Annotated in this window: 22 protein-coding genes; 13 read left to right on the forward strand and 9 right to left on the reverse strand. The window is 72.2% G+C overall.

Features of this window, described 5'->3' with window-relative positions; all coding sequences use genetic code 11:
• Positions 1-344: 344 nt before the first annotated feature.
• Entirely contained in the window at positions 345-1,175 is an 831-nt protein-coding gene (locus tag ACIRFH_RS05430) for an oxidoreductase (protein WP_403517223.1), read from the reverse strand.
• Between the two features lie 96 nt (positions 1,176-1,271).
• Between ACIRFH_RS05430 and ACIRFH_RS05435 the strand changes: the two genes are divergently transcribed.
• Positions 1,272-2,213 (forward strand): LysR family transcriptional regulator, encoded by a 942-nt coding sequence (locus ACIRFH_RS05435; protein WP_403517224.1) that lies wholly within the window; start codon positions 1,272-1,274, stop codon positions 2,211-2,213.
• Positions 2,214-2,332: 119 nt separating this feature from the next.
• On the opposite strand, the gene ACIRFH_RS05440 is transcribed toward ACIRFH_RS05435, so the two are convergent.
• Positions 2,333-2,707: a winged helix-turn-helix transcriptional regulator gene (locus ACIRFH_RS05440; protein ID WP_403517225.1), complete on the reverse strand. Its 375-nt coding sequence runs from the start codon at positions 2,705-2,707 to the stop codon at positions 2,333-2,335.
• A 14-nt stretch (positions 2,708-2,721) separates the two neighbouring features.
• Positions 2,722-3,156 carry a winged helix-turn-helix transcriptional regulator gene (locus ACIRFH_RS05445; RefSeq protein ID WP_403517226.1) on the reverse strand — a complete coding sequence of 145 codons (435 nt, stop codon included), beginning with the start codon at positions 3,154-3,156 and terminating at the stop codon, positions 2,722-2,724.
• Between the two features lie 95 nt (positions 3,157-3,251).
• On the opposite strand from ACIRFH_RS05445, the gene ACIRFH_RS05450 reads away from it, so the two are divergent.
• From ACIRFH_RS05450 to ACIRFH_RS05475, 6 genes are all read left to right on the forward strand, one after another.
• Positions 3,252-3,629, forward strand: a complete 378-nt coding sequence (locus ACIRFH_RS05450) for a VOC family protein (protein WP_403517227.1) — start codon at positions 3,252-3,254, stop codon at positions 3,627-3,629.
• 500 nt (positions 3,630-4,129) lie between these two features.
• Positions 4,130-6,295, forward strand: coding sequence for an MMPL family transporter (locus ACIRFH_RS05455; protein WP_403517228.1), 2,166 nt, complete (start codon positions 4,130-4,132; stop codon positions 6,293-6,295).
• A 6-nt stretch (positions 6,296-6,301) separates the two neighbouring features.
• Positions 6,302-7,480 (forward strand): histidine kinase, encoded by a 1,179-nt coding sequence (locus tag ACIRFH_RS05460; protein WP_403517229.1) that lies wholly within the window; start codon positions 6,302-6,304, stop codon positions 7,478-7,480.
• 1 nt (position 7,481) lies between these two features.
• A complete protein-coding gene (locus tag ACIRFH_RS05465) occupies positions 7,482-8,129 on the forward strand; it encodes a response regulator (protein ID WP_403517230.1) in 648 nt (215 codons plus the stop codon).
• Positions 8,130-8,244: 115 nt separating this feature from the next.
• Positions 8,245-8,514, forward strand: a complete 270-nt coding sequence (locus tag ACIRFH_RS05470) for a type II toxin-antitoxin system Phd/YefM family antitoxin (protein ID WP_403517231.1) — start codon at positions 8,245-8,247, stop codon at positions 8,512-8,514.
• Positions 8,507-8,770, forward strand: a complete 264-nt coding sequence (locus ACIRFH_RS05475) for a type II toxin-antitoxin system RelE/ParE family toxin (protein ID WP_403517232.1) — start codon at positions 8,507-8,509, stop codon at positions 8,768-8,770. Before ACIRFH_RS05470 ends, ACIRFH_RS05475 begins: the two co-directional genes overlap by 8 nt.
• 84 nt (positions 8,771-8,854) lie before the next feature.
• Here the strand turns inward: ACIRFH_RS05475 and ychF are convergent, their stop codons facing one another.
• A complete protein-coding gene (gene ychF, locus ACIRFH_RS05480; protein ID WP_403517233.1) occupies positions 8,855-9,943 on the reverse strand; it encodes a redox-regulated ATPase YchF in 1,089 nt (362 codons plus the stop codon).
• Between the two features lie 175 nt (positions 9,944-10,118).
• Between ychF and ACIRFH_RS05485 the strand changes: the two genes are divergently transcribed.
• Positions 10,119-10,760, forward strand: a complete 642-nt coding sequence (locus tag ACIRFH_RS05485; RefSeq protein WP_403517234.1) for a DUF6542 domain-containing protein — start codon at positions 10,119-10,121, stop codon at positions 10,758-10,760.
• A gap of 237 nt (positions 10,761-10,997) precedes the next feature.
• Here the strand turns inward: ACIRFH_RS05485 and ppgK are convergent, their stop codons facing one another.
• A complete protein-coding gene (gene ppgK, locus ACIRFH_RS05490; RefSeq protein ID WP_403517235.1) occupies positions 10,998-11,738 on the reverse strand; it encodes a polyphosphate--glucose phosphotransferase in 741 nt (246 codons plus the stop codon).
• A 53-nt stretch (positions 11,739-11,791) separates the two neighbouring features.
• Complete coding sequence (locus ACIRFH_RS05495) at positions 11,792-12,808, reverse strand: 4-hydroxy-3-methylbut-2-enyl diphosphate reductase (RefSeq protein WP_403517236.1); 1,017 nt, start codon at positions 12,806-12,808, stop codon at positions 11,792-11,794.
• A gap of 129 nt (positions 12,809-12,937) precedes the next feature.
• Between ACIRFH_RS05495 and ACIRFH_RS05500 the strand changes: the two genes are divergently transcribed.
• The 3 genes from ACIRFH_RS05500 to ACIRFH_RS05510 all read left to right on the forward strand — a co-directional run bounded on the left by ACIRFH_RS05500 (position 12,938) and on the right by ACIRFH_RS05510 (position 16,264).
• A complete protein-coding gene (locus ACIRFH_RS05500; RefSeq protein ID WP_403517237.1) occupies positions 12,938-14,311 on the forward strand; it encodes an APC family permease in 1,374 nt (457 codons plus the stop codon).
• Between the two features lie 483 nt (positions 14,312-14,794).
• Positions 14,795-16,003 (forward strand): exodeoxyribonuclease VII large subunit, encoded by a 1,209-nt coding sequence (gene xseA / locus ACIRFH_RS05505; RefSeq protein WP_403517238.1) that lies wholly within the window; start codon positions 14,795-14,797, stop codon positions 16,001-16,003.
• A 9-nt stretch (positions 16,004-16,012) separates the two neighbouring features.
• Complete coding sequence (locus ACIRFH_RS05510) at positions 16,013-16,264, forward strand: exodeoxyribonuclease VII small subunit (protein ID WP_403517239.1); 252 nt, start codon at positions 16,013-16,015, stop codon at positions 16,262-16,264.
• 24 nt (positions 16,265-16,288) lie between these two features.
• On the opposite strand, the gene ACIRFH_RS05515 is transcribed toward ACIRFH_RS05510, so the two are convergent.
• A complete protein-coding gene (locus ACIRFH_RS05515; protein WP_403517240.1) occupies positions 16,289-16,501 on the reverse strand; it encodes a DUF4287 domain-containing protein in 213 nt (70 codons plus the stop codon).
• A gap of 231 nt (positions 16,502-16,732) precedes the next feature.
• On the opposite strand from ACIRFH_RS05515, the gene ACIRFH_RS05520 reads away from it, so the two are divergent.
• Positions 16,733-17,323, forward strand: a complete 591-nt coding sequence (locus ACIRFH_RS05520) for a malonic semialdehyde reductase (RefSeq protein ID WP_403517241.1) — start codon at positions 16,733-16,735, stop codon at positions 17,321-17,323.
• A 91-nt stretch (positions 17,324-17,414) separates the two neighbouring features.
• Here ACIRFH_RS05520 and ACIRFH_RS05525 read toward each other — a convergent pair whose 3' ends face one another.
• A complete protein-coding gene (locus tag ACIRFH_RS05525) occupies positions 17,415-17,948 on the reverse strand; it encodes a DUF4245 domain-containing protein (RefSeq protein WP_403517242.1) in 534 nt (177 codons plus the stop codon).
• Between the two features lie 125 nt (positions 17,949-18,073).
• Between ACIRFH_RS05525 and glpX the strand changes: the two genes are divergently transcribed.
• Positions 18,074-19,108, forward strand: coding sequence for a class II fructose-bisphosphatase (gene glpX / locus ACIRFH_RS05530; protein ID WP_403517243.1), 1,035 nt, complete (start codon positions 18,074-18,076; stop codon positions 19,106-19,108).
• A gap of 276 nt (positions 19,109-19,384) precedes the next feature.
• On the opposite strand, the gene ACIRFH_RS05535 is transcribed toward glpX, so the two are convergent.
• Positions 19,385-19,765, reverse strand: a complete 381-nt coding sequence (locus tag ACIRFH_RS05535; protein ID WP_403517244.1) for a WhiB family transcriptional regulator — start codon at positions 19,763-19,765, stop codon at positions 19,385-19,387.
• Between the last annotated feature and the right edge of the window lie 99 nt (positions 19,766-19,864).

Here is a 19,864-nt window from a genome sequence, read left to right on the forward strand (position 1 = left end):
GCCGAGCCGGGGCGGTACGCGAGATCAGGAACGACGGCCGGGGGCGGCGGGCGGAGCGGCGCCCCTCCGGGGGCGGGCCGGGGTGCCCCGGGGTGGCCTCCCGGAGGAATGCTCCGGAGCCACGGCCCGCAGGGGACGGACCGGACGGACGGCCCGGAGCCGCGCCCCCTGCGGCCCGGACGGACGATCGGAGCCGCAGCCCGTGGGCGGGCGGCCCGGAGAGGGCGGCCCGGAGAGGGCAGCCCGGAGAGGGCAGCCCGGAGAGGGCAGCCCGGAGGGAACGGCCCGGAGAGGGCAGCCCGGAGGGAACGGTCCGCACGAACCGTTCCCGGCCGGGGTGGGTCTCAGTCGTCGAAGCCCGTGGCCCTCGTGCGCTTCTCCCAGGCCGTCACGTCCGCCCGGACCTGGTCCAGGTGGTCGAGGACCGCGCTGACGGCGTCGTCGCCGAGCGGCAGCCGCAGCGGGGTGTCGTCGGCCGCCAGCGCGGCGAGGACGAGTGCCGCCGCCTTGGCCGGGTCGCCGGGCTGGCTGCCGTCGCCGCCGGAGACCATTCCGCGGGTCTCGCTGACCTTGGCGTACACACCGCTGTCCGCGCTCATCCCGGCCGCGCCGCTCGCGAACAGGCCGGTGCGGAAGGCGCCCGGCTCCACGACGAGCACCTTGATCCCGAACTCCCGCACCTCGTCCGCGAGTCCCTCGCTCATGCCCTCCAGCGCGAACTTGGTCCCGCTGTACGCCGAGAAGCCCGCGAAGGACATCTGCCCGCCCATGCTGCTCATCTGCACGATCGCGCCCGAGCGCCGCTCCCGCATGTGCGGCAGCACGGCCCGCGTCAGCGCGGCCGGCCCGAAGACGTGCACGTCGAACAGAGCGCGCAGCTCGTCCTCGCCCGTCTCCTCGAAGGCGCCGACGTGCGTGCGGCCCGCGTTGTTGACCAGCACGTCGATCCGTCCGTGCCGTGCCACCACGTCCCGCACGGCGGCCTCGGCGGCGGCCGTGTCGGCGACGTCCAGGCGCAGTGCGTCCATCTGGTCGGGATGGGCGGCCACCAGGTCGTCGAGCCCCTCGGGCCGCCGGGCCGCGCCGACGACCACGTCGCCCTCGGCGAGGGCCGCCTCGGCGATCGCCCGCCCGAAGCCGCTGCTCGCACCCGTGATCAGCCACACCTTGTTCATTCCGGCTCCCTCGTCTTCCGTCCGGCCTGCCATCGCCAACCACCCTGCCGACGAAGCCGGTTGCCCGTCCAAGACCCGCGGTGATAACCAACGGGCATGACGACGGACGTGCACGTGCGGGAGCTGCGCTACTTCGCGGCGGTGGCCGAGGAACTGCACTTCACGCGGGCGGCGGAGCGGCTGTACGTGTCCCAGCCGGCGCTGAGCAAGCAGATCCGGGCGCTGGAGCGACAGTTGGGCGCCGAGCTGTTCCGGCGCGAGCCGCGCGGTGTGACGCTCACCGAGGCGGGCACGGCCCTGCTGCCGCACGCCCGGCGGGTGCTGGCCGACTGGACCGAGGGTGCGGCGGCCGTGCGGGCGACCCTGGCGGCGCGGCGCGGCACGCTGGTGGTCGGCATGAGCACCAGTCCCGGGCGCGGCGGCCTGCTGCCGGCGATCCGCTCCCGCTTCACGGCGGCCCACCCCCGGGCGCTGCCGCGGCTGCGGCAGATGAGCTGGCACGACCCGACCGCGGGTCTGGCCGACGGCACGGCCGACGTCGCCTACGTGTGGCTGCCGCTGCCCGACGCCGGCCGCTACGCGTGGACCCCGGTCGCCGAGGAGCCCCGCCTGGTCGCCCTCCCCGACACCCACCCGCTCGCGGCCCGTCCCGAGGTCGACTTCGCGGACCTGGTCGACGAGCCGTTCCTCGCCCTGCCGCCGGAGGCGGGCGTCCTGCGCGACTTCTGGCTGGCACTGGACGAACGGCGTGAACTGGACGAACGGCGCGCCCCGGCCGTGGGCACCGGCCGCCCACCGCGCATCGGCGCGGAGATCGCCGGTACGGAGGAGACGTACGAGGCCCTCGTCGCGGGTCTCGGCATCTGTCTCGTGGCCTCGGGCAACGCCCCGCTGATCACCCTGGGCGGCGTCACCACCCGCCCGGTCCGGGGGCTGAGCCCGAGCCGGTACGCGCTCGCCTGGCGCCGGGAGGACGAGGAGCGCCCGCTGGTACGGGGATACGTGGAGGCGTGCCGGCAGGTGGTCGCCCGCGGGTGACGGTGCGACAGCAGGTGGGGCACCGGAGTCGCACGGCCGCGGCGGCGGCCGCCGGAGCGCGGGCCGCCGGGCGGGACGGCGTCAGCGGGACCGGGGCCCGACCGGCAGGCGGAACGGGATCAGAGACCCGCCCCTTCCTCCCGCTCGTCGAAGGCTGCGCGTGCGCGTGCCACGGCGGGCATGTTCTCCGAGGCCCACGCCAGCAGCACCTCGACGGGGGGCCGGAGGGTCTTGCCGAGCGGGGTGATCCGGTACCTGACCGCAACCGGGCGGGTGGAGACGACCTCGCGCTCGATCACACCGTTCCGTTCGAGCCTCCGGAGCGTCGCGGTCAGCGACTTCTGGGTGACCTGGGGGACGGCACGGCGCAGTTCGTTGAAACGGCACGGGCGCTCGCAGGGCTCGTTGAGGACGCTGAGCGACCACTTGTCGAGGACCTGGTCGAGCAGTTCACGGTGCGGGAGGTCGATGCGGAGTTCGTCGGCGGCATCCATGGCGAAACCTGGTCTCAGCGACCGGCTGACGCCGGTCGGCTCTTGACGGGCGTGGCCGCGGTCTGTGGCGCCCGGCCGTACCGTTCGCGGGATTCCTCGATGTGTTCCAGGTGCCGGCGAGTCCATGCGCACATGCCGTAGACGGTGTGCCGCAGCTCCTGACCTGCGTCCGTGAGCGCGTATTCCACGCGCGGCGGCACGGTCGGGTAGACGGTGCGCTCGACGAGCCCATCGCGTTCGAGGCCGCGCAGCGTCTGCGTGAGCATCTTGTGGCTGATGCCCTTCACCTCACCGCGAAGGTGCGTGAAGCGCAGGGTGCGTTCGCCGAGGGTGCTGACCACCAGCAGCGTCCACTTGTTCGCGATGCCGGAGAAGATCTCACGCGCGAGGGAGTGGGCGCGTGTCACATCGGCGTCCTCCGACACGCGCCTGACCTCTTCGGTAACCACCAGGTGCCCTTCTCTCGCAAAAGTGCGCTCTTCCCTCTGACCTCTTCACTCTCCTACGGTTCCCAGGTATTCACAAGTTACCGTGAGGACACGCAATGACCATTCTCAAGACGTACGCACGCTTGTGGACCGACGAGTTGGACAAGTCGCTGGCATTACTGCGTGAACTGACCGGCGCAGAGCCCGATCTCCGCTTCGCCTTCGACTCCGTCGAACTCGCAGCGATCGGTGACTTCCTCGTCATCGCGGGGCCGCCGGCGGAGCGTGCTCGCTATTCCCACGCCAGCGCCACCGTGATCGTCGACGACCTCGATACCCTGATCGAGACTCTCGCGACCGCCGGCGCCGAGATCACCACACCGGAAAGCGCCAGCGCCACCGGTCGGTTCCTGTACGCGCGCCATCACGGTGGCGCAGAGGTCGAGTACGTGGAATGGGTCCCGGAGTTGGTGGAGCGCATCGTGCGGGCGTAGCCAGCGCGTCCGTGCCCCCGACGAGCCCGGGGCACGGACTCACCGTCATGTCGGCGGCGTGTACGCCGACTGCTGCCGCAGCAGCCGCTCCGCCGCTCCCGTGTCACCGGTCGCCACGGTGCAGGCACGAGCCGGGGGCTACCGGTCAGCCCGTGTCCTGTGGATAAAGAATCGAAGAGAGGCGCCTGCGGCCCTTGGCAACCCCAGCCCTCATGGGTGCTGTTATGCGCCTTGACCAGCCTTCTTGGCGGTCAAGGGAAATCGCCCTGCACGTTGAAGCGGAATGCCTGCGGCCCGACCCTGATCTGCGACGGAGCCCCGTCCGGAGTTCTGACCGGCTATTTCCCCGTTGGCGTCTGCCGGTTCCCGATGACTGTTTGCGAGTGTCCTGCGGACCGACTGCGGACCGGCCGGGGTGCTCGTGTCCACCGGTCGGTGGACACGAGGTTCAACCTGCTGACCCTCATGCCGCCCCTGGCCTCGCGACCAGCATCAATGTCATGACCAACATCTCCGTGAGGATGGCGCGCTGGAGCGCCCTCCACCCCTGGCGAGCGATCACCGGCTGGCTCGTCTTCGTGGTGCTGTGTCTCAGCGCAGGGATCACGGCCGGAACCCACCAAGCAACCACCGAGGACTACTGGGTCGGCGAGGCCGGCCGGGCCGAGCAACTGGCGACCGAGGCCGGACTGCAGCGCAAGCCGGTCGAGCACGTCACGATCCGCGGCGGCGACGGCACCGAGGCCGCGGCCCGGGACGTCGCCGCGCGGATGGCGAAGCTGCCGGAAGTCGCGAGCGTCGCCGATCCGGTGCGCTCGCGCGACGGTGACACCGTCCGCGTGTCGGTGACCCTCGAGGGCCCCGAGCTGGAGGGCAAGAAGAACGTCGTCCCGCTGCTGGCGGAGACCGAGAAGGTGGCGAAGGCCCACCCTGATCTGAAGATCGAGGAGACCGGCTCCCCCGCGATCAGCAAAGGCGTCAACGACCAGCGTGACGAGGACCTCGCCCTCTCGGAGCGGATCTCGCTGCCGGTCACGCTGATCACGCTGCTGGTCGTCTTCGGCTCGGCGGTGATGGCCGGGGTGCCGCTGCTGCTGGCGCTGGCCTCGATCGCCGCGGCGATGGGCCTCAACATGCTGGCCTCGCACCTGATCCCGGACGCGGGCGTGGGCACGAACCTGATCCTCCTGATCGGCCTGGCGGTCGGCGTCGACTACACGCTCTTCTACCTCAAGCGGGAGCGCGAGGAGCGGGCACGCGCGGGCGGGCGGCTCACGTCGGAGGCGCTGGTGGAGCTGGCGGCGGCGACGGCCGGGCGGTCGATCGTGATCTCCGGGCTCGCGGTGATCGCGTCCACGGCCACCCTCTATCTCGCCACCGACGTGATCTTCTCTTCGCTCGCCACGGGCACCGTCCTGGTCGTCGCCGTGGCGGTGGTGAGCTCGCTGACTGTGCTGCCGGCTCTGCTGGTGAAGCTCGGCCGGCGCACCGAGCGCCGGGCCGCGCAGCGGGCACGGAAGGGGAAGGCGCCGCGCGCCGAACGGGCCGGGACCGGGCGGTTCTTCGCCGCCCTGCTGCGGCCCGCGCAGCGGCGCCCGGTGGCGACGCTGGTCGTCTCCGTACTCGCGCTGCTGGCGCTGGCGATGCCCGTGCTGCAGATGAAGCTGATCGACCCGGGGCGGGACACCTTCTCCCGCGACATCCCTGCGATGCAGGCATATGACCGGCTGACCGCGGACTTTCCCGAGCTGCTGGTGAAGCACGAGGTGGTGGTGCGGAACGCGCCCGGGCAGGAGGGCGAGGCACGGCGGGCGCTGACCGAGCTGGACGAACGCACGCAGGCAGACGCACTCTTCGCGAAGCATGCCGCGCCCTCGCTGCGCACGTCCGCGGACGGCCGTACCAGCGTTCTGGAGCTGTCCGTGCCGCACCCCGCCCAGGCCGACGAGGCGGTCCGGTCGCTGGAGCGGCTGCGGGACGTCTACATCCCGGCCACCACCGGGGAGCTGCGGGGCGCCGAGACCGCCGTCAGCGGCGATGTCGCGCGCGGTCAGGACTATGTGCACCACGAACGCGGCAAGCTGCCGTTGATGCTCGGGGCGCTGCTGCTGGTGACGTTCCTGATGACGGTGTGGGCGTTCCGCTCGGTGGTGATCGGCCTCCTCGGCGTCGTACTGAACCTTCTCTCCGCGGCCGCCGCGCTCGGGCTGATGGTGGCGGTCTTCCAGGGAACCTGGGCGGAGACCTTGCTGGGCTTCGACTCGATCGGAGCGATCGCGTCCCGGGTGCCGTTGTTCCTCTTCGTGATCCTCTTCGGGCTCTCGATGGACTACCAGGTGTTCGTGGTCAGCCGGATCCAGGAGGCTCGGCAGCGCGGTCTTTCCTCCCGCGAGGCGGTGCTGGACGGCATCGGGAAGTCGGCGAAGGTGGTCACCAGCGCGGCGATCGTCATGGTCACGGTCTTCGGCGGCTTCGTCGCCCTGCACCTGGCGGAGATGAAGCAGATGGGCTTCTGCCTCGCGGTGGCGGTGCTGCTGGACGCGGTGGTGATCCGGATGATGGTGCTGCCGGCCGCGCTGCTGCTGCTCGACAACCGGGCGTGGTGGCCGTCGCGCCGGGCCGCGGCCCGCATCGCGCGGACCGAGCCGGCCGTGCCCGTAGGCTGACGCGGCATGAGCAGCGAACCGCGGCAGCCCGAGGAAGCCATCGGCATACGCAGGCTCCGCCGTTGGTACGACGCCTGCTGGGTGTTCTTCGGGCTGACCCCCTCGGCCATCGCCCTGCACGACGGCGGCCGGGCGGGCTGGTTGTCGGCGGTGGTGCTCGCCGTACTCGGCGTGAGCTACGGGCTGCTGCGGCTGTGGCCGGGCAACCGGCCGGTGCGACCGCTCGTCTTCCTGTGGCTGCTGATCCCCGCGCTCGGAGCGATGGCGGCGCTGCCGGGCGGCGGGGCGGCGCTGTTGATCGTGTCGCTGCCGATGTTCTGGATCTACGCGGACGGGCCCCGCCGCGCGGTCGCGCTCAGCGGCGTGGCCACCGCCGCCACCGTCCTCGGCGGCGTCGCCGACCAGGGCTGGAGCCCGGACTTCGGCACCGGCAACGCCACCGCCGCCCTCATCGGCTACGCCACGGGCTCGCTGCTCGGGCTCTGGCTGCACCACATCGCCACCCGCAACGACGCTCGCGCCGAGCGGCTGGGCGCCGAACTCCAGCACGCACAGCAGGAGTTGGCGGAGGCACACCGCCGTGAGGGCGCCGCCGCGGAGCGCGAGCGGCTGGCGCGGGAGATCCACGACACGCTCGCACAGGGCCTCGCCTCCATCGTGGTGCTGGCGGAGGCGGCCCGTACGTCGCTGGAGTCCGACCCGGCGCGCGGGGCGCAGCAGCTGCGCTCCATCGAGCAGACCGCCCGCGAAAACCTGGTGGAGGCCCGCGCCCTGGTCGGCTCGGCCCCGCGGACCGGCGCGTCCGCCGACGCGCTGCGCCGGACCCTGGAGCGCTTCACCGAGGACACCGGCATCCCGGTGACGGCCGAGCTGCCCGAGCACGGCCTCGAGCTCGACCAGACCACCCGCATCGCCCTGCTGCGCTGCACCCAGGAGTCCCTGGCCAACGTCCGCAAGCACGCCGCCGCCACCGCCGTCGGCGTCGTGCTCAGTGTCGGCCCCGACGCGGTCGAGCTCGAAATCACCGACGACGGCCGCGGCTTCCACGTCGACGAGGCGAGCGGCTTCGGCCTGGACGGCATGCGCCGAAGGGTCGCCGAACTCGGCGGCGACCTCACCATCACCAGCTCCCCCGGCGACGGCACCCTCGTCCTCGCCGTACTCCCCGCGAAAGGTCAGGAGTGACATGACGGACGAGCCCAAGCTGCGCATCATCGTGGCGGACGACCACACCGTCATGCGCTCCGGACTGGTGGCACTGCTCTCCGCGGAGCCGTCCATCGAGATCGTCGGCGAGGCGGGCGACGGCCGCGCGGCGGTGTCGCTGGTCGGCGAGGTACGGCCGGACGTGGTGCTGCTCGACCTGCGGATGCCGGTGCTCGACGGGGTCGGCGCCACGGAGCGGATCGTGGCGGAACACGCCGGCACCCGGGTTCTGATCCTCACCACGTACGACACCGACGCCGAGATCGAGCGCGCGGTGGAGGCCGGCGCGACCGGCTATCTGCTGAAGGACGCCACCCGGGAGCGCCTGGTGGAGGCGATCCACGCGGCCCACCGCGGCGAGACGGTGCTGGCGCCGCGGGTCGCACAGCGGCTGGTGGCGCGGATGCGCCGACCGGCGCCGGTGGAGCTGACCAGCCGGGAGGTGGAGGTACTGACCGCGGTCGCCGACGGGCTGTCGAACGCGGAGATCGGCGAGCGCCTCTTCATCGCCGAGGCGACGGTGAAGACCCACCTGCTACGGGTCTTCGCCAAGCTCGACGTCAGCGACCGCACCCGGGCCGTGGTGGTGGCGATGGAGCGGGGCCTGCTGCGGCGAACGGGCACATGACGCTTGGGGCGGCGTCCACTGCGAGGGCCGCGGTACAACGGAGACACAAGCGACCTTCGGGGCGCGACCGGCCCGCAGGCATTGCACACACATGGCACACTCGGCACCTTCGGGCATGGCGCAGCCACTGCCCATAGAGTCCGTCCGCGACGTGCGCGCCCACTTGGCCGAAGTCGTCGAACGGGCCGACCGCGACGACGTGCCCACGGTCATCACCCGTCGCGGCGAGCAGGTCGCCGCCGTGGTCTCGATCGAGGTGCTGCGCGAGTACCAGGAGGGGGAAGAGCGTGAGATCAACCGCATCATCGACGAGCGCATGGCGAGCCCGGCCGCCGGCGGCCTCGTCGAGGACGTGATGAGGGAGACGCTGGCACGCGGTGAGTGACTACCGCACGGTGTTCCGGCCCGAGGCCCGGGCCGGGCTACGCAAGATCCCGCGTGGCATCGCGCTTCGAATCCTGGCCAAACCGACAGAGCTGGAGAGCGCCCCCTTCGGCTTCGACACCACCGCACTCGTATCCCAGCCCGAGCGCCGCCGCCCGCGAGTCGGCGACCACCGTGTCGTCTACACGATCGACAACGGGGAACTGACCGTGCGGGTCGTACACATCGGACACCGCTCCCCGGTCCATGACACGTAGCCGCTCCCGGTTCTGCGGACTGTTGCGGACAGCACAACGGCCTGACCCGCGTTCTCGCGGGTCAGGCCGCCTGTGGTGATGCGATCACACGTTGAAGCGGAACTCCACCACGTCGCCGTCCTGCATCACGTAGTCCTTGCCCTCCATGCGGGCCTTGCCCTTGGCGCGGGCCTCGGCGACCGAGCCGGTCGCGACCAGGTCGTCGAAGGAGATGACCTCGGCCTTGATGAAGCCCTTCTGGAAGTCGGTGTGGATGACACCGGCGGCCTCGGGGGCGGTGGCGCCCTTCTTGATGGTCCAGGCGCGGGATTCCTTGGGGCCGGCCGTCAGGTAGGTCTGCAGGCCGAGGGTGCGGAAGCCGACGTGGGCGAGGGTGGCCAGGCCGGGCTCTTCCTGGCCGACGGACTGGAGGAGCTCCAGGGCCTCGTCCTCCTCCAGCTCGGCGAGGTCCGCCTCCAGCTTGGCGTTGAGGAAGATCGCCTCGGCGGGGGCGACCAGCGCGCGCTGCTCGTTCTTGAAGTCCTCGTCGGTCAGTTCGTCCTCGTCGACGTTGAAGACGTAGAGGAAGGGCTTCGTCGTGAGGAGGTGCAGGTCGTGGAGGAGCTCGGCGCGCTCGGTGCCCTGGACGATGCCGTGGGCGAAGAGCGTGTCGCCCTTCTCCAGGATCTCCTTGGCCTCCTCCACCGCCTTGACCTTGGGCGCGACGTCCTTCTTGATCCGCGACTCCTTCTGGAGGCGGGGCAGGACCTTCTCGATGGTCTGGAGGTCGGCGAGGATCAACTCGGTGTTGATCGTCTCGATGTCGTCCTTGGGCGAGACCTTGCCGTCGACGTGGACGACGTTCTCGTCCTTGAAGGCGCGGATGACCTGGCAGATCGCATCGGACTCGCGGATGTTGGCCAGGAACTTGTTGCCCAGGCCCTCGCCCTCGCTCGCGCCGCGCACGATGCCCGCGATGTCGACGAAGTCGACCGTCGCCGGGAGGATCTTCTCGGAGGAGAAGATCTCGGCCAGCTTCGTCAGGCGCGGGTCGGGGACGCCCACGACGCCGACGTTGGGCTCGATCGTGGCGAACGGGTAGTTGGCCGCGAGCACGTCGTTCTTGGTCAGGGCGTTGAACAGGGTCGACTTGCCGACATTCGGCAGACCGACGATTCCGATCGTGAGCGACACGTTGCGACTTCCCGTACGTGAGGATGCGGAGGGCGGGGCAGGCCAGACTGGGCCGATCCACCAGTCTACGGGGTGCCCGGTAACGGCCGCGCCGGGCGTCGAACACCTGGCCGGACCTCGTCCCACGGCGTGTCTGTCGGGCTATTCGACACATAAACCGACCTAAGTTGGTCCAGTGGAGCAACACAGGACGCGACCTGCGCAGTACGGACCGCGACGGGGCCGGACGCCGTTGCCCCCGCAGGGGCGGAAGGCGGGCGGCGGACCGGCGAGACCGCCGGTCCGGCGGCCCGGCGTACCGGGCGCGGGCGGCGGGCCGCGTCGTCCGGCGGCGGAGGCGGGGCCCCGGCCTTCCGGGGCGGGGGCGCCGGTGCCGGCCGCGCTGCGGGTCCTGCGGCGGGTGCGCGCGACGCCCAATCCCCGGCTGACCGGGCTGGGCGGCGGACTGTTCTGCACGGCGGTGATGGTCGTGCTCGGGTTCCTCGACCAGGTGCTGTTCGGCGCGTCCCTGACGGTGTACGGCGTGCTGTTCCTGCCGGTGTGCGTGCTCACGGCGTTCTGGGTGCGCAAGGGCGACCTGCTGATCGCGCCCGTCGTCGTGCCGATCGCCTTCGCCGCGGGTGTGACGACCGTCGCCGAGGGCGGTGACGGTGTCGGCGGGCGGCTGATGGGGATCGTGACCGCGCTGGCCACCGAGGCCGGCTGGCTGTACGGCGGGACGCTGATCGCCGGGTCGGTCGTGATCGCCCGGCGGATCCGGGCGGCACGCCGCCGGGTGGCCGCCGCTGCCGCCGCCCGGAACCGGCCGACGGCCTGACAGCCGGCGATCTGACAGCCGGCGGCCTGACAACCGACGACCTGGCAGCCGGCGAATGACGGTCAGCGAATGTCGGTCGGCGGCCGCGCGGTGACGGCCACCGGGTGACAGCCACCGGACCGCGCGGTGACGGCCGCCGGGAGACAGCCGCCCGATGACACCGATGGCCGCCCGGCGACGGCCCCCGCGCCGTGGCAGCCGGGCCTCCGTGCGTACGGTGGCCCGAGTGCCGACCTCTCAGCCGGCCGCGCGCATCGCCGCTCCCACGATGCCCGCGTTGTTCTGCAGCTGCGCCGGGACGATCTCCGCCCTGATGCCCTCGAGATGGTGCAGGAACTTGTGGGACTTGCGGCTGACCCCGCCGCCGATGATGAACAGCTCGGGCGAGAACAGCATCTCGACGTGGGCGAGGTACTTCCGCACCCGCTGGGCCCACTGCTCCCACGACAGGTCGTGGTCGTCCTTGACCTTGCTGGAGGCCCGCTTCTCGGCGTCGTGGCCGTCCAGCTCGAGGTGGCCCAGCTCGCTGTTGGGGACGAGGACGCCGTCGGTGAAGACGGCGCTGCCGATGCCCGTGCCGAAGGTGAGCAGGATGACCGTGCCCCGCCGGCCGCGCCCGGCGCCGAAGTGCATCTCGGCGACACCGGCCGCGTCCGCGTCGTTGACGACCGTGACGTCCAGTCCGCCGAGCCGCTCGCCGAACAGGGCGCGCGCGTCCGTGTCGATCCAGCTCTTGTCGACGTTGGCCGCCGTACGGACCGTGGCGCCGCCGGTGACGACGCCCGGGAAGGTGAGGCCGACCGGGCCGGTCCAGCCGAAGTGGTCGACGACCTGCTTCACCCCGTCGGCCACCCCGTCGGGGGTCGCCGGGTGCGGGGTGAGCACCTTGCAGCGCTCCTGGGCGAGATCGCCCCTGTCGAGGTCCACAGGGGCGCCCTTGATCCCGGATCCGCCGATGTCCACGCCGAAGATCTGCATGGCTCTACGTTACGACGGGCCACCGGCCGTCACGCGGGCGGTGATCCGGGCGGTCACGCCCCGGCCGTGCCGGAGCCGCCCCGCTCGGCCACCAGTGCGGCGGCCTCCTCGCGCAGGTCGCGGCGGAGTTCCTTGGGCAGCGAGAAGGTGATCGACTCCTCGGCGGCCTTGACGATCTCCACGTCCGCGAAGCCGCGCTGCGACAGCCACTCCAGGACCTGCTCGACCAGGACGTCCGGGACGGAGGCGCCGGAGGTGACGCCGACCGTGGTCACGCCCTCCAGCCATGCCTCGTCGATCTCGTCGGCGAAGTCCACCAGGTAGGCGGCGCGCGCGCCGGCCTGCTTGGCGACCTCGACCAGGCGCTTGGAGTTGGAGGAGTTGCGGGAGCCGACGACGATCACCAGGTCGGCCTCGGCGCCCATCTGCTTGACCGCGAGCTGGCGGTTCTGCGTGGCGTAGCAGATGTCGTCGCTCGGCGGGGAGACGAGCTGCGGGAACTTCTCCTTGAGCGCGTCGACGGTCTCCATGGTCTCGTCGACGGAGAGGGTGGTCTGCGACAGCCACACCACCTTCGACGGGTCGCGGACCTCGACCTTGGCGACGTCCCCGGGGCCGTCGACGAGCTGGATGTGGTCGGGGGCCTCGCCGGAGGTGCCGATGACCTCCTCGTGGCCCTCGTGGCCGATCAGGAGGATGTCGTAGTCGTCGTTCGCGAAGCGGACGGCTTCCTTGTGCACCTTGGTGACGAGGGGGCAGGTGGCGTCGATGGTGGCGAGCCTGCCGCGTTCGGCCTCCTCGTGGACGACGGGGGCCACGCCGTGCGCGGAGAACATGACGATGTTCCCCGGCGGGACCTCCTCCGTCCGCTCGACGAAGATCGCGCCCTTCTTCTCCAGGGTCTGCACGACGTACTTGTTGTGGACGATCTCGTGCCGGACGTAGACGGGGGCCCCGTACTGCTCCAGGGCCTTCTCGACGGCGATCACGGCGCGGTCCACACCCGCGCAGTAACCACGGGGGGCGGCGAGCAGGACACGGCGGCCAGGCGAAGCGGTCATGGCACCCATCGTAAGGCCGCGTTCGGCGGGTCGGAGATCGCGTGGGCGCGGCGCCGGCGGGGACACTGACGGGGACGTTCCGAGGCACAGTCCGAGGCACAGTCCGAGGCACAGATGCGATGCGCTGGCGGAGGCACGATGTCCGAGACCGGTACGACGGCCCCCCGGGCCGGTGGGGAACACGAGCTGAGGCGCAGCCTGGGCTTCCGGGACCTGGTGGTCTACGGGCTGCTGTTCATCGCGCCCATGGCGCCGGTCGGCGTCTTCGGCACCCTGGACGCCAAGTCGCACGGCGCGGTCGCCCTCGTCTACGTCGTCGCCACGGTCGCGATGGCGTTCACCGCCTTCAGCTACGCCCAGATGGTGCGGGTGGTCCCGCAGGCGGGGTCGGTGTTCGCGTACGCGCGCGTGGGGCTCGGCGACGGGGCCGGTTTCGTCGCCGGGTGGATGGCGATGCTGGACTACGTCCTCATCCCCGCGGTGGCCTACCTGTTCTCCGGTATCGCCATGGAGGCACTGGTCCCGGAGGTGTCGCGGTGGGTGTGGACAGCGCTCGCGGTGGTCGTGACGACGGCGCTGAACCTGTGGGGGGTGCGGACGGCGGCCCGGGTGGGCTTCCTGGTCCTCGCCCTGGAGATCGCGGTCCTGCTGGTGTTCGTGGTGGCGGCGATCGTGGTCCTCGCGCGCGACGGGGCCGAGCGGGGCTGGCTGTCGCCGCTGTCCGGGGACGGCACGCAGGGGGCGTTCGCGCTGTCGGCGGTGGTCGGCGCGGTGTCGGTGGCGGTGCTGTCGTATCTGGGCTTCGACGCGATCGCGACGTTCGCGGAGGAGGTGACCGGTGGGTCGGCGAAGGTGGCGCGGGCGCTGTTGTTCTGCCTGGCGCTGACGGGCGTGCTGTTCGTGGCGCAGACGTATCTGGTGGCGCTGCTGGAGCCGGTGTCGTCGGCGCGGCTGGCGGCGGAGCCGGCGCGGCAGGGGTCGGCGTTCTACGACGCGGTGGACTCGTCCGTGGGGACGTGGCTGCACGACCTGGTGGCGGTGAGCAAGGCGATCGGTGCGGCGTTCGCCGCGCTGGCCGGGCAGGCGGCGGCGGGACGACTGCTCTTCGCGATGGGGCGCGACCGGCGGCTGCCGGGGGCGCTGGCGCGCACGGACGGTGGGGTGCCGCGGGTCGCGTTGCTGGTCGCGGCCGTGATCACGCTGGTGGCGGCGGTGTGGGCGGCACGCCGGGACGACGGCCTCGACCACCTGGTGTCGGTGGTCGACATCGGCGCGCTGACCGCGTTCACGCTGCTGCACGCGAGCGTGGTGGGCTGGTTCGCGGTGCGGCGCCGCGGGGGGCCGGTGAGCTGGTGGCGGCATGTGCTGGTGCCGGTGCTCGGCGCGGCCATCACGATCGCGGTGATCGTGGAGGCCTCGGGGACCGCGCAGGTGGTGGGAGCGGTCTGGCTGGCGATCGGCCTGGTGGTACTGGCCGCGCAGGCCCGTCGGAGGAGCGCGGCGAGTGCGTGAGTCCTGGGACGGACGGGGGCCACGGGAGACCGGCCCCGCGGGTCGGTCGGCAAGGACGGTGGCGTCCTGGGACGGACGGGGCACGGGAAGCCGGCCCCGCGGGAACGGGTCGGTGAGGACGGAGCCGTCCCGCGCGGGCGGACGAGGCCGGCGGGGCGTCACCGCCGGACCCACGGAAGGGGGACGGCGAGCTGTGAGGCCGCGGGGCGGCGCGGAGGGGACCGGGCCGGCCGTGGGGCCGCCGGACGCGAGACAGCGGGCTCGGGCCGGAACGGTGGGGAGCCTCACGGCCGGCCCGGTCCCGGACACCCGCCTGGCGACCCGGGCGGCGGCCACGCGCGGAGACGGCGCGCGCCGCGCAGGCCCGGCCCGGGCGCCTCTCGGCCGGCTCGGCGCGGGACGCCCGCCCTGTCGGTCCAGGCGGGGAGCCGTACGTGTGTCCGGGCGGGGGCCGTTGTCGTACCCGGCCGTTACGCTCGGCGCATGGCTGCGAACACGTCCCCCGAAGCTCCCCTGCCCGTCGGCGAGGTGTCACGGCTGATCGGGGGCTGGATCGACCGGCTCGGCGCGGTGTGGGTCGAGGGGCAGATCACGCAGTTGTCGCGGCGGCCGGGCGCCGGGGTGGTGTTCCTGACGCTGCGTGACCCGTCGTACGACATCTCCGTGAGCGTGACCTGCTACCGCCAGGTGTTCGACGCGGTGGCGGACGTGGTCGGCGAGGGCGCCCGCGTGGTCGTGCACGCCAAGCCGGAGTGGTACGCGCCGCGCGGGCAGCTGTCCCTGCGGGCCGCCGAGATCAAGCCGGTCGGCGTCGGGGAGCTGCTGGCACGGCTGGAGCAGCTGAAGAAGTCCCTCGCGCGCGAGGGCCTGTTCGCGCCGGAGCGGAAGAAGCCGCTGCCCTTCCTGCCGCAGCTGATCGGTCTGGTCTGCGGGCGGGCCTCCGCGGCCGAGCGGGACGTGCTGGAGAACGCCCGGAACCGCTGGCCCGCCGTCCGCTTCGAGGTGCGCAACGTCCCCGTGCAGGGCGTGCACGCCGTGCCGCAGGTGGTGCAGGCGGTGAAGGAGCTGGACGCGAGGGACGACGTGGACGTGATCGTCGTCGCGCGCGGCGGCGGCAGCGTGGAGGACCTGCTGCCGTTCTCCGACGAGCAGCTGGTCCGGGCGGTCGCCGCCTGCCGTACGCCGGTCGTCTCGGCGATCGGGCACGAGCCGGACAGTCCCCTGCTGGACCTCGTCGCCGACCTGCGCGCCTCCACGCCGACCGACGCCGCCAAGAAGGTCGTACCGGACGTCGGCGAGGAGTACGAGCGGGTGCGGCAGCTGCGGGACCGGGCACGGCGGTGCGTGGCGGCGTTCGTCGACCGCGAGGAGCGGGGGCTGGCCCACGCGCTGTCCCGGCCGTCGGTCCAGGACCCGCACCGGATGGTCGACGAGCGGGCCGAGCAGGTGGCGGCCCTGCTGGAGCGGGGCCGCCGCTCCCTGCGGCACCAGCTCGACCGGGCCGATTCCGAGCTGACGCACACGCACGCGCGCGTGGTGGCCCTCTCCCCCGCCGCGACCCTCCAGCGCGGGTACGCCGTGCTGCAGCGGTCCGACGGCCGCGCGGTGCGGGACCCGGGCGAGGTGGAGCCGGGCGAGACGCTGCGCGCTCGCGTTTTCGAAGGTGATTTCTCCGTACGAGTCGACGCATAGGGTGAGTGGATGACCAGCGAGGTGGAGCAGCCGGCGGCCGAGTCCGGGACGCTCGGGTACGAGCAGGCGCGGGACGAGCTGATCGAGGTCGTACGGCGGCTGGAGGCCGGCGGCACGACCTTGGAGGAGTCCCTCGCCCTGTGGGAGCGGGGCGAGGAGCTGGCGAAGGTGTGCCGGCGGTGGCTGGAGGGCGCCCGCGCCCGCCTGGACGCGGCGCTGGCCGAGGAGACCGGGGCGCAGGACGAGGACGCGGACGCCTAGCGCCCTCCCGTTCTCCCGCTCCCGCTACTTCCCGCTGTCCTCGGCGAGCGTGTGGGCGACGAGTGCGTTGGCGTGTCCGTGGCCCAGTCCGTGCTCGGTCTTGAGCCAGGTGACGAGTTCCATGTGCTTGGTGAGCGGCGAGGAGCGGATCAGTTCCTTCCACTCCGCGATCGGCCGGCCGTACTTCTTCTCGATGGAGGGGAAGTAGGAGGCGGGGCCCTTGACGGTGCTGGTCATGTCGGTGCGGTCCCATTCGTGTGAGGTGCGGTCTGTGCCCGGTAGGACCGCGTCCGGCGGGCGAAATGATCGCCCGCCGGGCGTGACCTGTGTCACCCCTGGACGCGTGAAGCGGATCACTGCACTCTCCTATTGATTGAAGCTTGAACTTCTTTGGCGTAGCCTCGTCCCCGTCAACGGCTCCCGCGCCGAACCGCACGGGGCCGACGCGCATCCCCAGGAAGTTCACGCATGTCTCTCGTTCTTGACCCCGCCGCCCAGGACCTGCTGTTCCGTGAGGCCCGCACCGCCAACACCTTCACCGACGAGCCGGTGACCGACGAGCAGGTGCAGGCGATCTACGACCTGGTCAAGTACGGCCCGACCGCCTTCAACCAGTCCCCGCTGCGCATCACGCTGGTCCGCTCCCCCGAGGCCCGCGAGCGCCTGGTCCAGCACATGGCCGAGGGCAACCGGCCCAAGACCGCCGCCGCCCCGCTGGTCGCGATCCTGTCCGCCGACAACGAGTTCCACGAGGAGCTGCCGCAGCTCTTCCCGCACTTCCCCCAGGCCAAGGACGCCTTCTTCAGCGAGCGCCCCGCGCGTGAGGACGCCGCCCTGCTGAACGCCGCCCTGCAGGCCGCGTACTTCATCGTCGGCGTCCGCGCCGCGGGCCTGGCCGCCGGCCCGATGACCGGCCTCGACTTCGAGGGCGTCCGCAAGGAGTTCCTGGACGACGACCACACCCCGCTGATGGTCGTCAACATCGGCCGCCCGGGCCCGGACGCCTGGTTCCCGCGCTCCCCGCGCCTGTCGTACGAGCAGGTCGTCACCACCGTCTGAGACGGTGACCGCGCCACGGCGCGGTCACCGCGGCACGAAGGCCCCCGGCATGCGCCGGGGGCCTTCGTCGTACGCCGGTCGTGACCGGCGCTCAGCCCGTCTTCAGTGCCGCCGCCATGTCGGCCAGCTGCTCGAACGGCCCGGTGCCCGCCACGACGGTCGTCGCACCCTTGACACCGTCCGTGTCCTGGAGCACCAGCGCGTCGTACCGGCCGCCCTCGTACCGGGTCCACGTACGGCCGCCGATCCGCTCGGTGGCGTCGCTCTTCCGCCCGCCCTGACTGGCCTCCTCGATGAAGGTGGCCGGCTTCTCCATGGACTGCTCGACCGCCACGTACTCGCCGTCGGGGGCGCGGAAGCCCAGGTGCCAGGCGTCGAAGTCGTCGCCGCGGAACCGGACGGAGGTCGGCTTCCAGTCCTCGGACAGCCCCTCCGGCGCCGCCACCGGGTATGACGCGGCACGGCGCGCGGTGAGCAGCTCGACCCGGTAGTCGACCCGCTTGATGTCGGGCTCCCCCTCGCTGTGCGGGATGAAGATCCACATCCCCAGCCCCACGAGCACGATGACCCCCAGGGAGAGGATCATGTCCCGGGCCGTCTTCTGCTTGCCTTTCGTACCTGCCACGCCCCTATCGTCGCAGGTCCCCGTTCCGCTCATCCGTGGGGTCCCCTGCTCATTTTGTCGGACTGGCGATAGAGTGCGACTCATACCCTCATCCGGCCGTCGTCGTATCAGAAAGGTGCGCTCCGATGACCGAGCATCATCACTTGCCGTCCGAACTGGACGTCCCCTCCGAGGCCCCCGACCGCAACCTCGCCCTGGAACTCGTCCGGGTCACCGAGGCCGCGGCGATGGCCGCCGGCCGCTGGGTCGGACGCGGTGACAAGAACGGCGCCGACGGTGCCGCGGTCCGCGCCATGCGCACCCTCGTCTCCACCGTCTCGATGAACGGCGTCGTCGTCATCGGCGAGGGCGAGAAGGACGAGGCCCCGATGCTCTTCAACGGGGAGCGGGTCGGGGACGGGACCGGGGCCGAGGTCGACATCGCCGTCGACCCGATCGACGGGACCACGCTGACCGCCAAGGGCATGTCCAACGCGATCGCCGTGCTGGCCGCCGCCGAACGCGGCTCCATGTTCGACCCGTCGGCCGTGTTCTACATGGACAAGCTGGTCACCGGCCCGGAGGCCGCCGACTTCGTCGACATCAACGCGCCCGTGTCCGTCAACATCCGCCGGGTCGCCAAGGCCAAGCGGCGCACCCCCGAGGACGTCACGGTCGTCATCCTCGACCGGCCCCGGCACCAGGGCCTGATCAAGGAGGTCCGGGAGACCGGCGCCCGGATCAAGCTGATCTCCGACGGCGACGTGGCCGGCTCCATCCTGGCGCTGCGCGAGGGCACCGGCATCGACCTGCTGCTCGGCATCGGCGGCACGCCGGAGGGCATCATCTCGGCCTGCGCCGTGAAGTGCCTGGGCGGCACGATCCAGGGCAAGCTGTGGCCCAAGGACGACGAGGAACGGCAGCGCGCGATCGACGCCGGACACGACCTGGACCGGGTGCTGACCACCGACGACCTGGTCGCCGGGGACAACGTCTTCTTCGTCGCGACCGGCATCACCGACGGCGAGCTGCTGCGCGGCGTGCGGTACCGGTCCGAGACGGCCACCACCGACTCGATCGTGATGCGGTCGAAGTCGGGCACGGTGCGGCGCATCGACTCCGAGCACCGGCTGAGCAAGCTGCGGGCGTACAGCGCGATCGACTTCGACCGGGCGAAGTGACTCTGCCGGTGTCGCGGGGCGCCCATCGAAGCGGGGGCGCCTGTCCGTCGGCGGGTGCGGGTTCGTGGCGGCCGGTCGCGCCCACGCGGCGGAGCCGCACATTGAGCACGGCCCCGCGCCCCTCGGGAGGGTGCACCGCCCGGCGCCGACAGGTGCGGCCGGTCGCGCCCGCGTGGGCCCGGGGCGTGAGAAAGCCGTGCCCCTGACCCGGCTGTCCTGACCGGCGTGACAAAGGGCGCCCCCTGTGCGGAGGGGGCGCCCTTGTCGTGTCCGGGGTCAGCCGGCCGCGGCTATGCGGCCCGTCGCGGCGCCGGCCGTCTTCTTCAGCTCCAGGTCGCGGCGGCGACGGCGGGCGAGGACCACACGGCGTTCGGCGGCGGTGAGGCCGCCCCAGACGCCGTAGGGCTCGGGCTGCAGGAGCGCGTGCTCGCGGCATTCGACCATGACCGGGCAGCGGGCGCACACGCGCTTGGCCGCCTCCTCGCGGGAGAGCCGGGCGGCGGTGGGTTCCTTGGAGGGTGCGAAGAACAGTCCGGCCTCGTCGCGCCGGCACACCGCCTCGGTGTGCCACGGAGCGTCTTGGTCCCTGTCCCGCACGGGCACCCGCTGGGCCGGAACGGCGGCTACCTGCAGGGACGAATGCGGCGGTTGCAGCACGGTCTACTCCTGACGACGGCTTCGCGAGCGAGAGACGATGCGTCAGGCTTACCCGCTGTGCGCGCGCCTATGCACTGGGTTTCCCCCCGTGCCGGGCGC

Origin of the sequence: Streptomyces sp. NPDC093586 (assembly GCF_044764905.1) — a bacterium.
Lineage (GTDB): Bacteria > Actinomycetota > Actinomycetes > Streptomycetales > Streptomycetaceae > Streptomyces.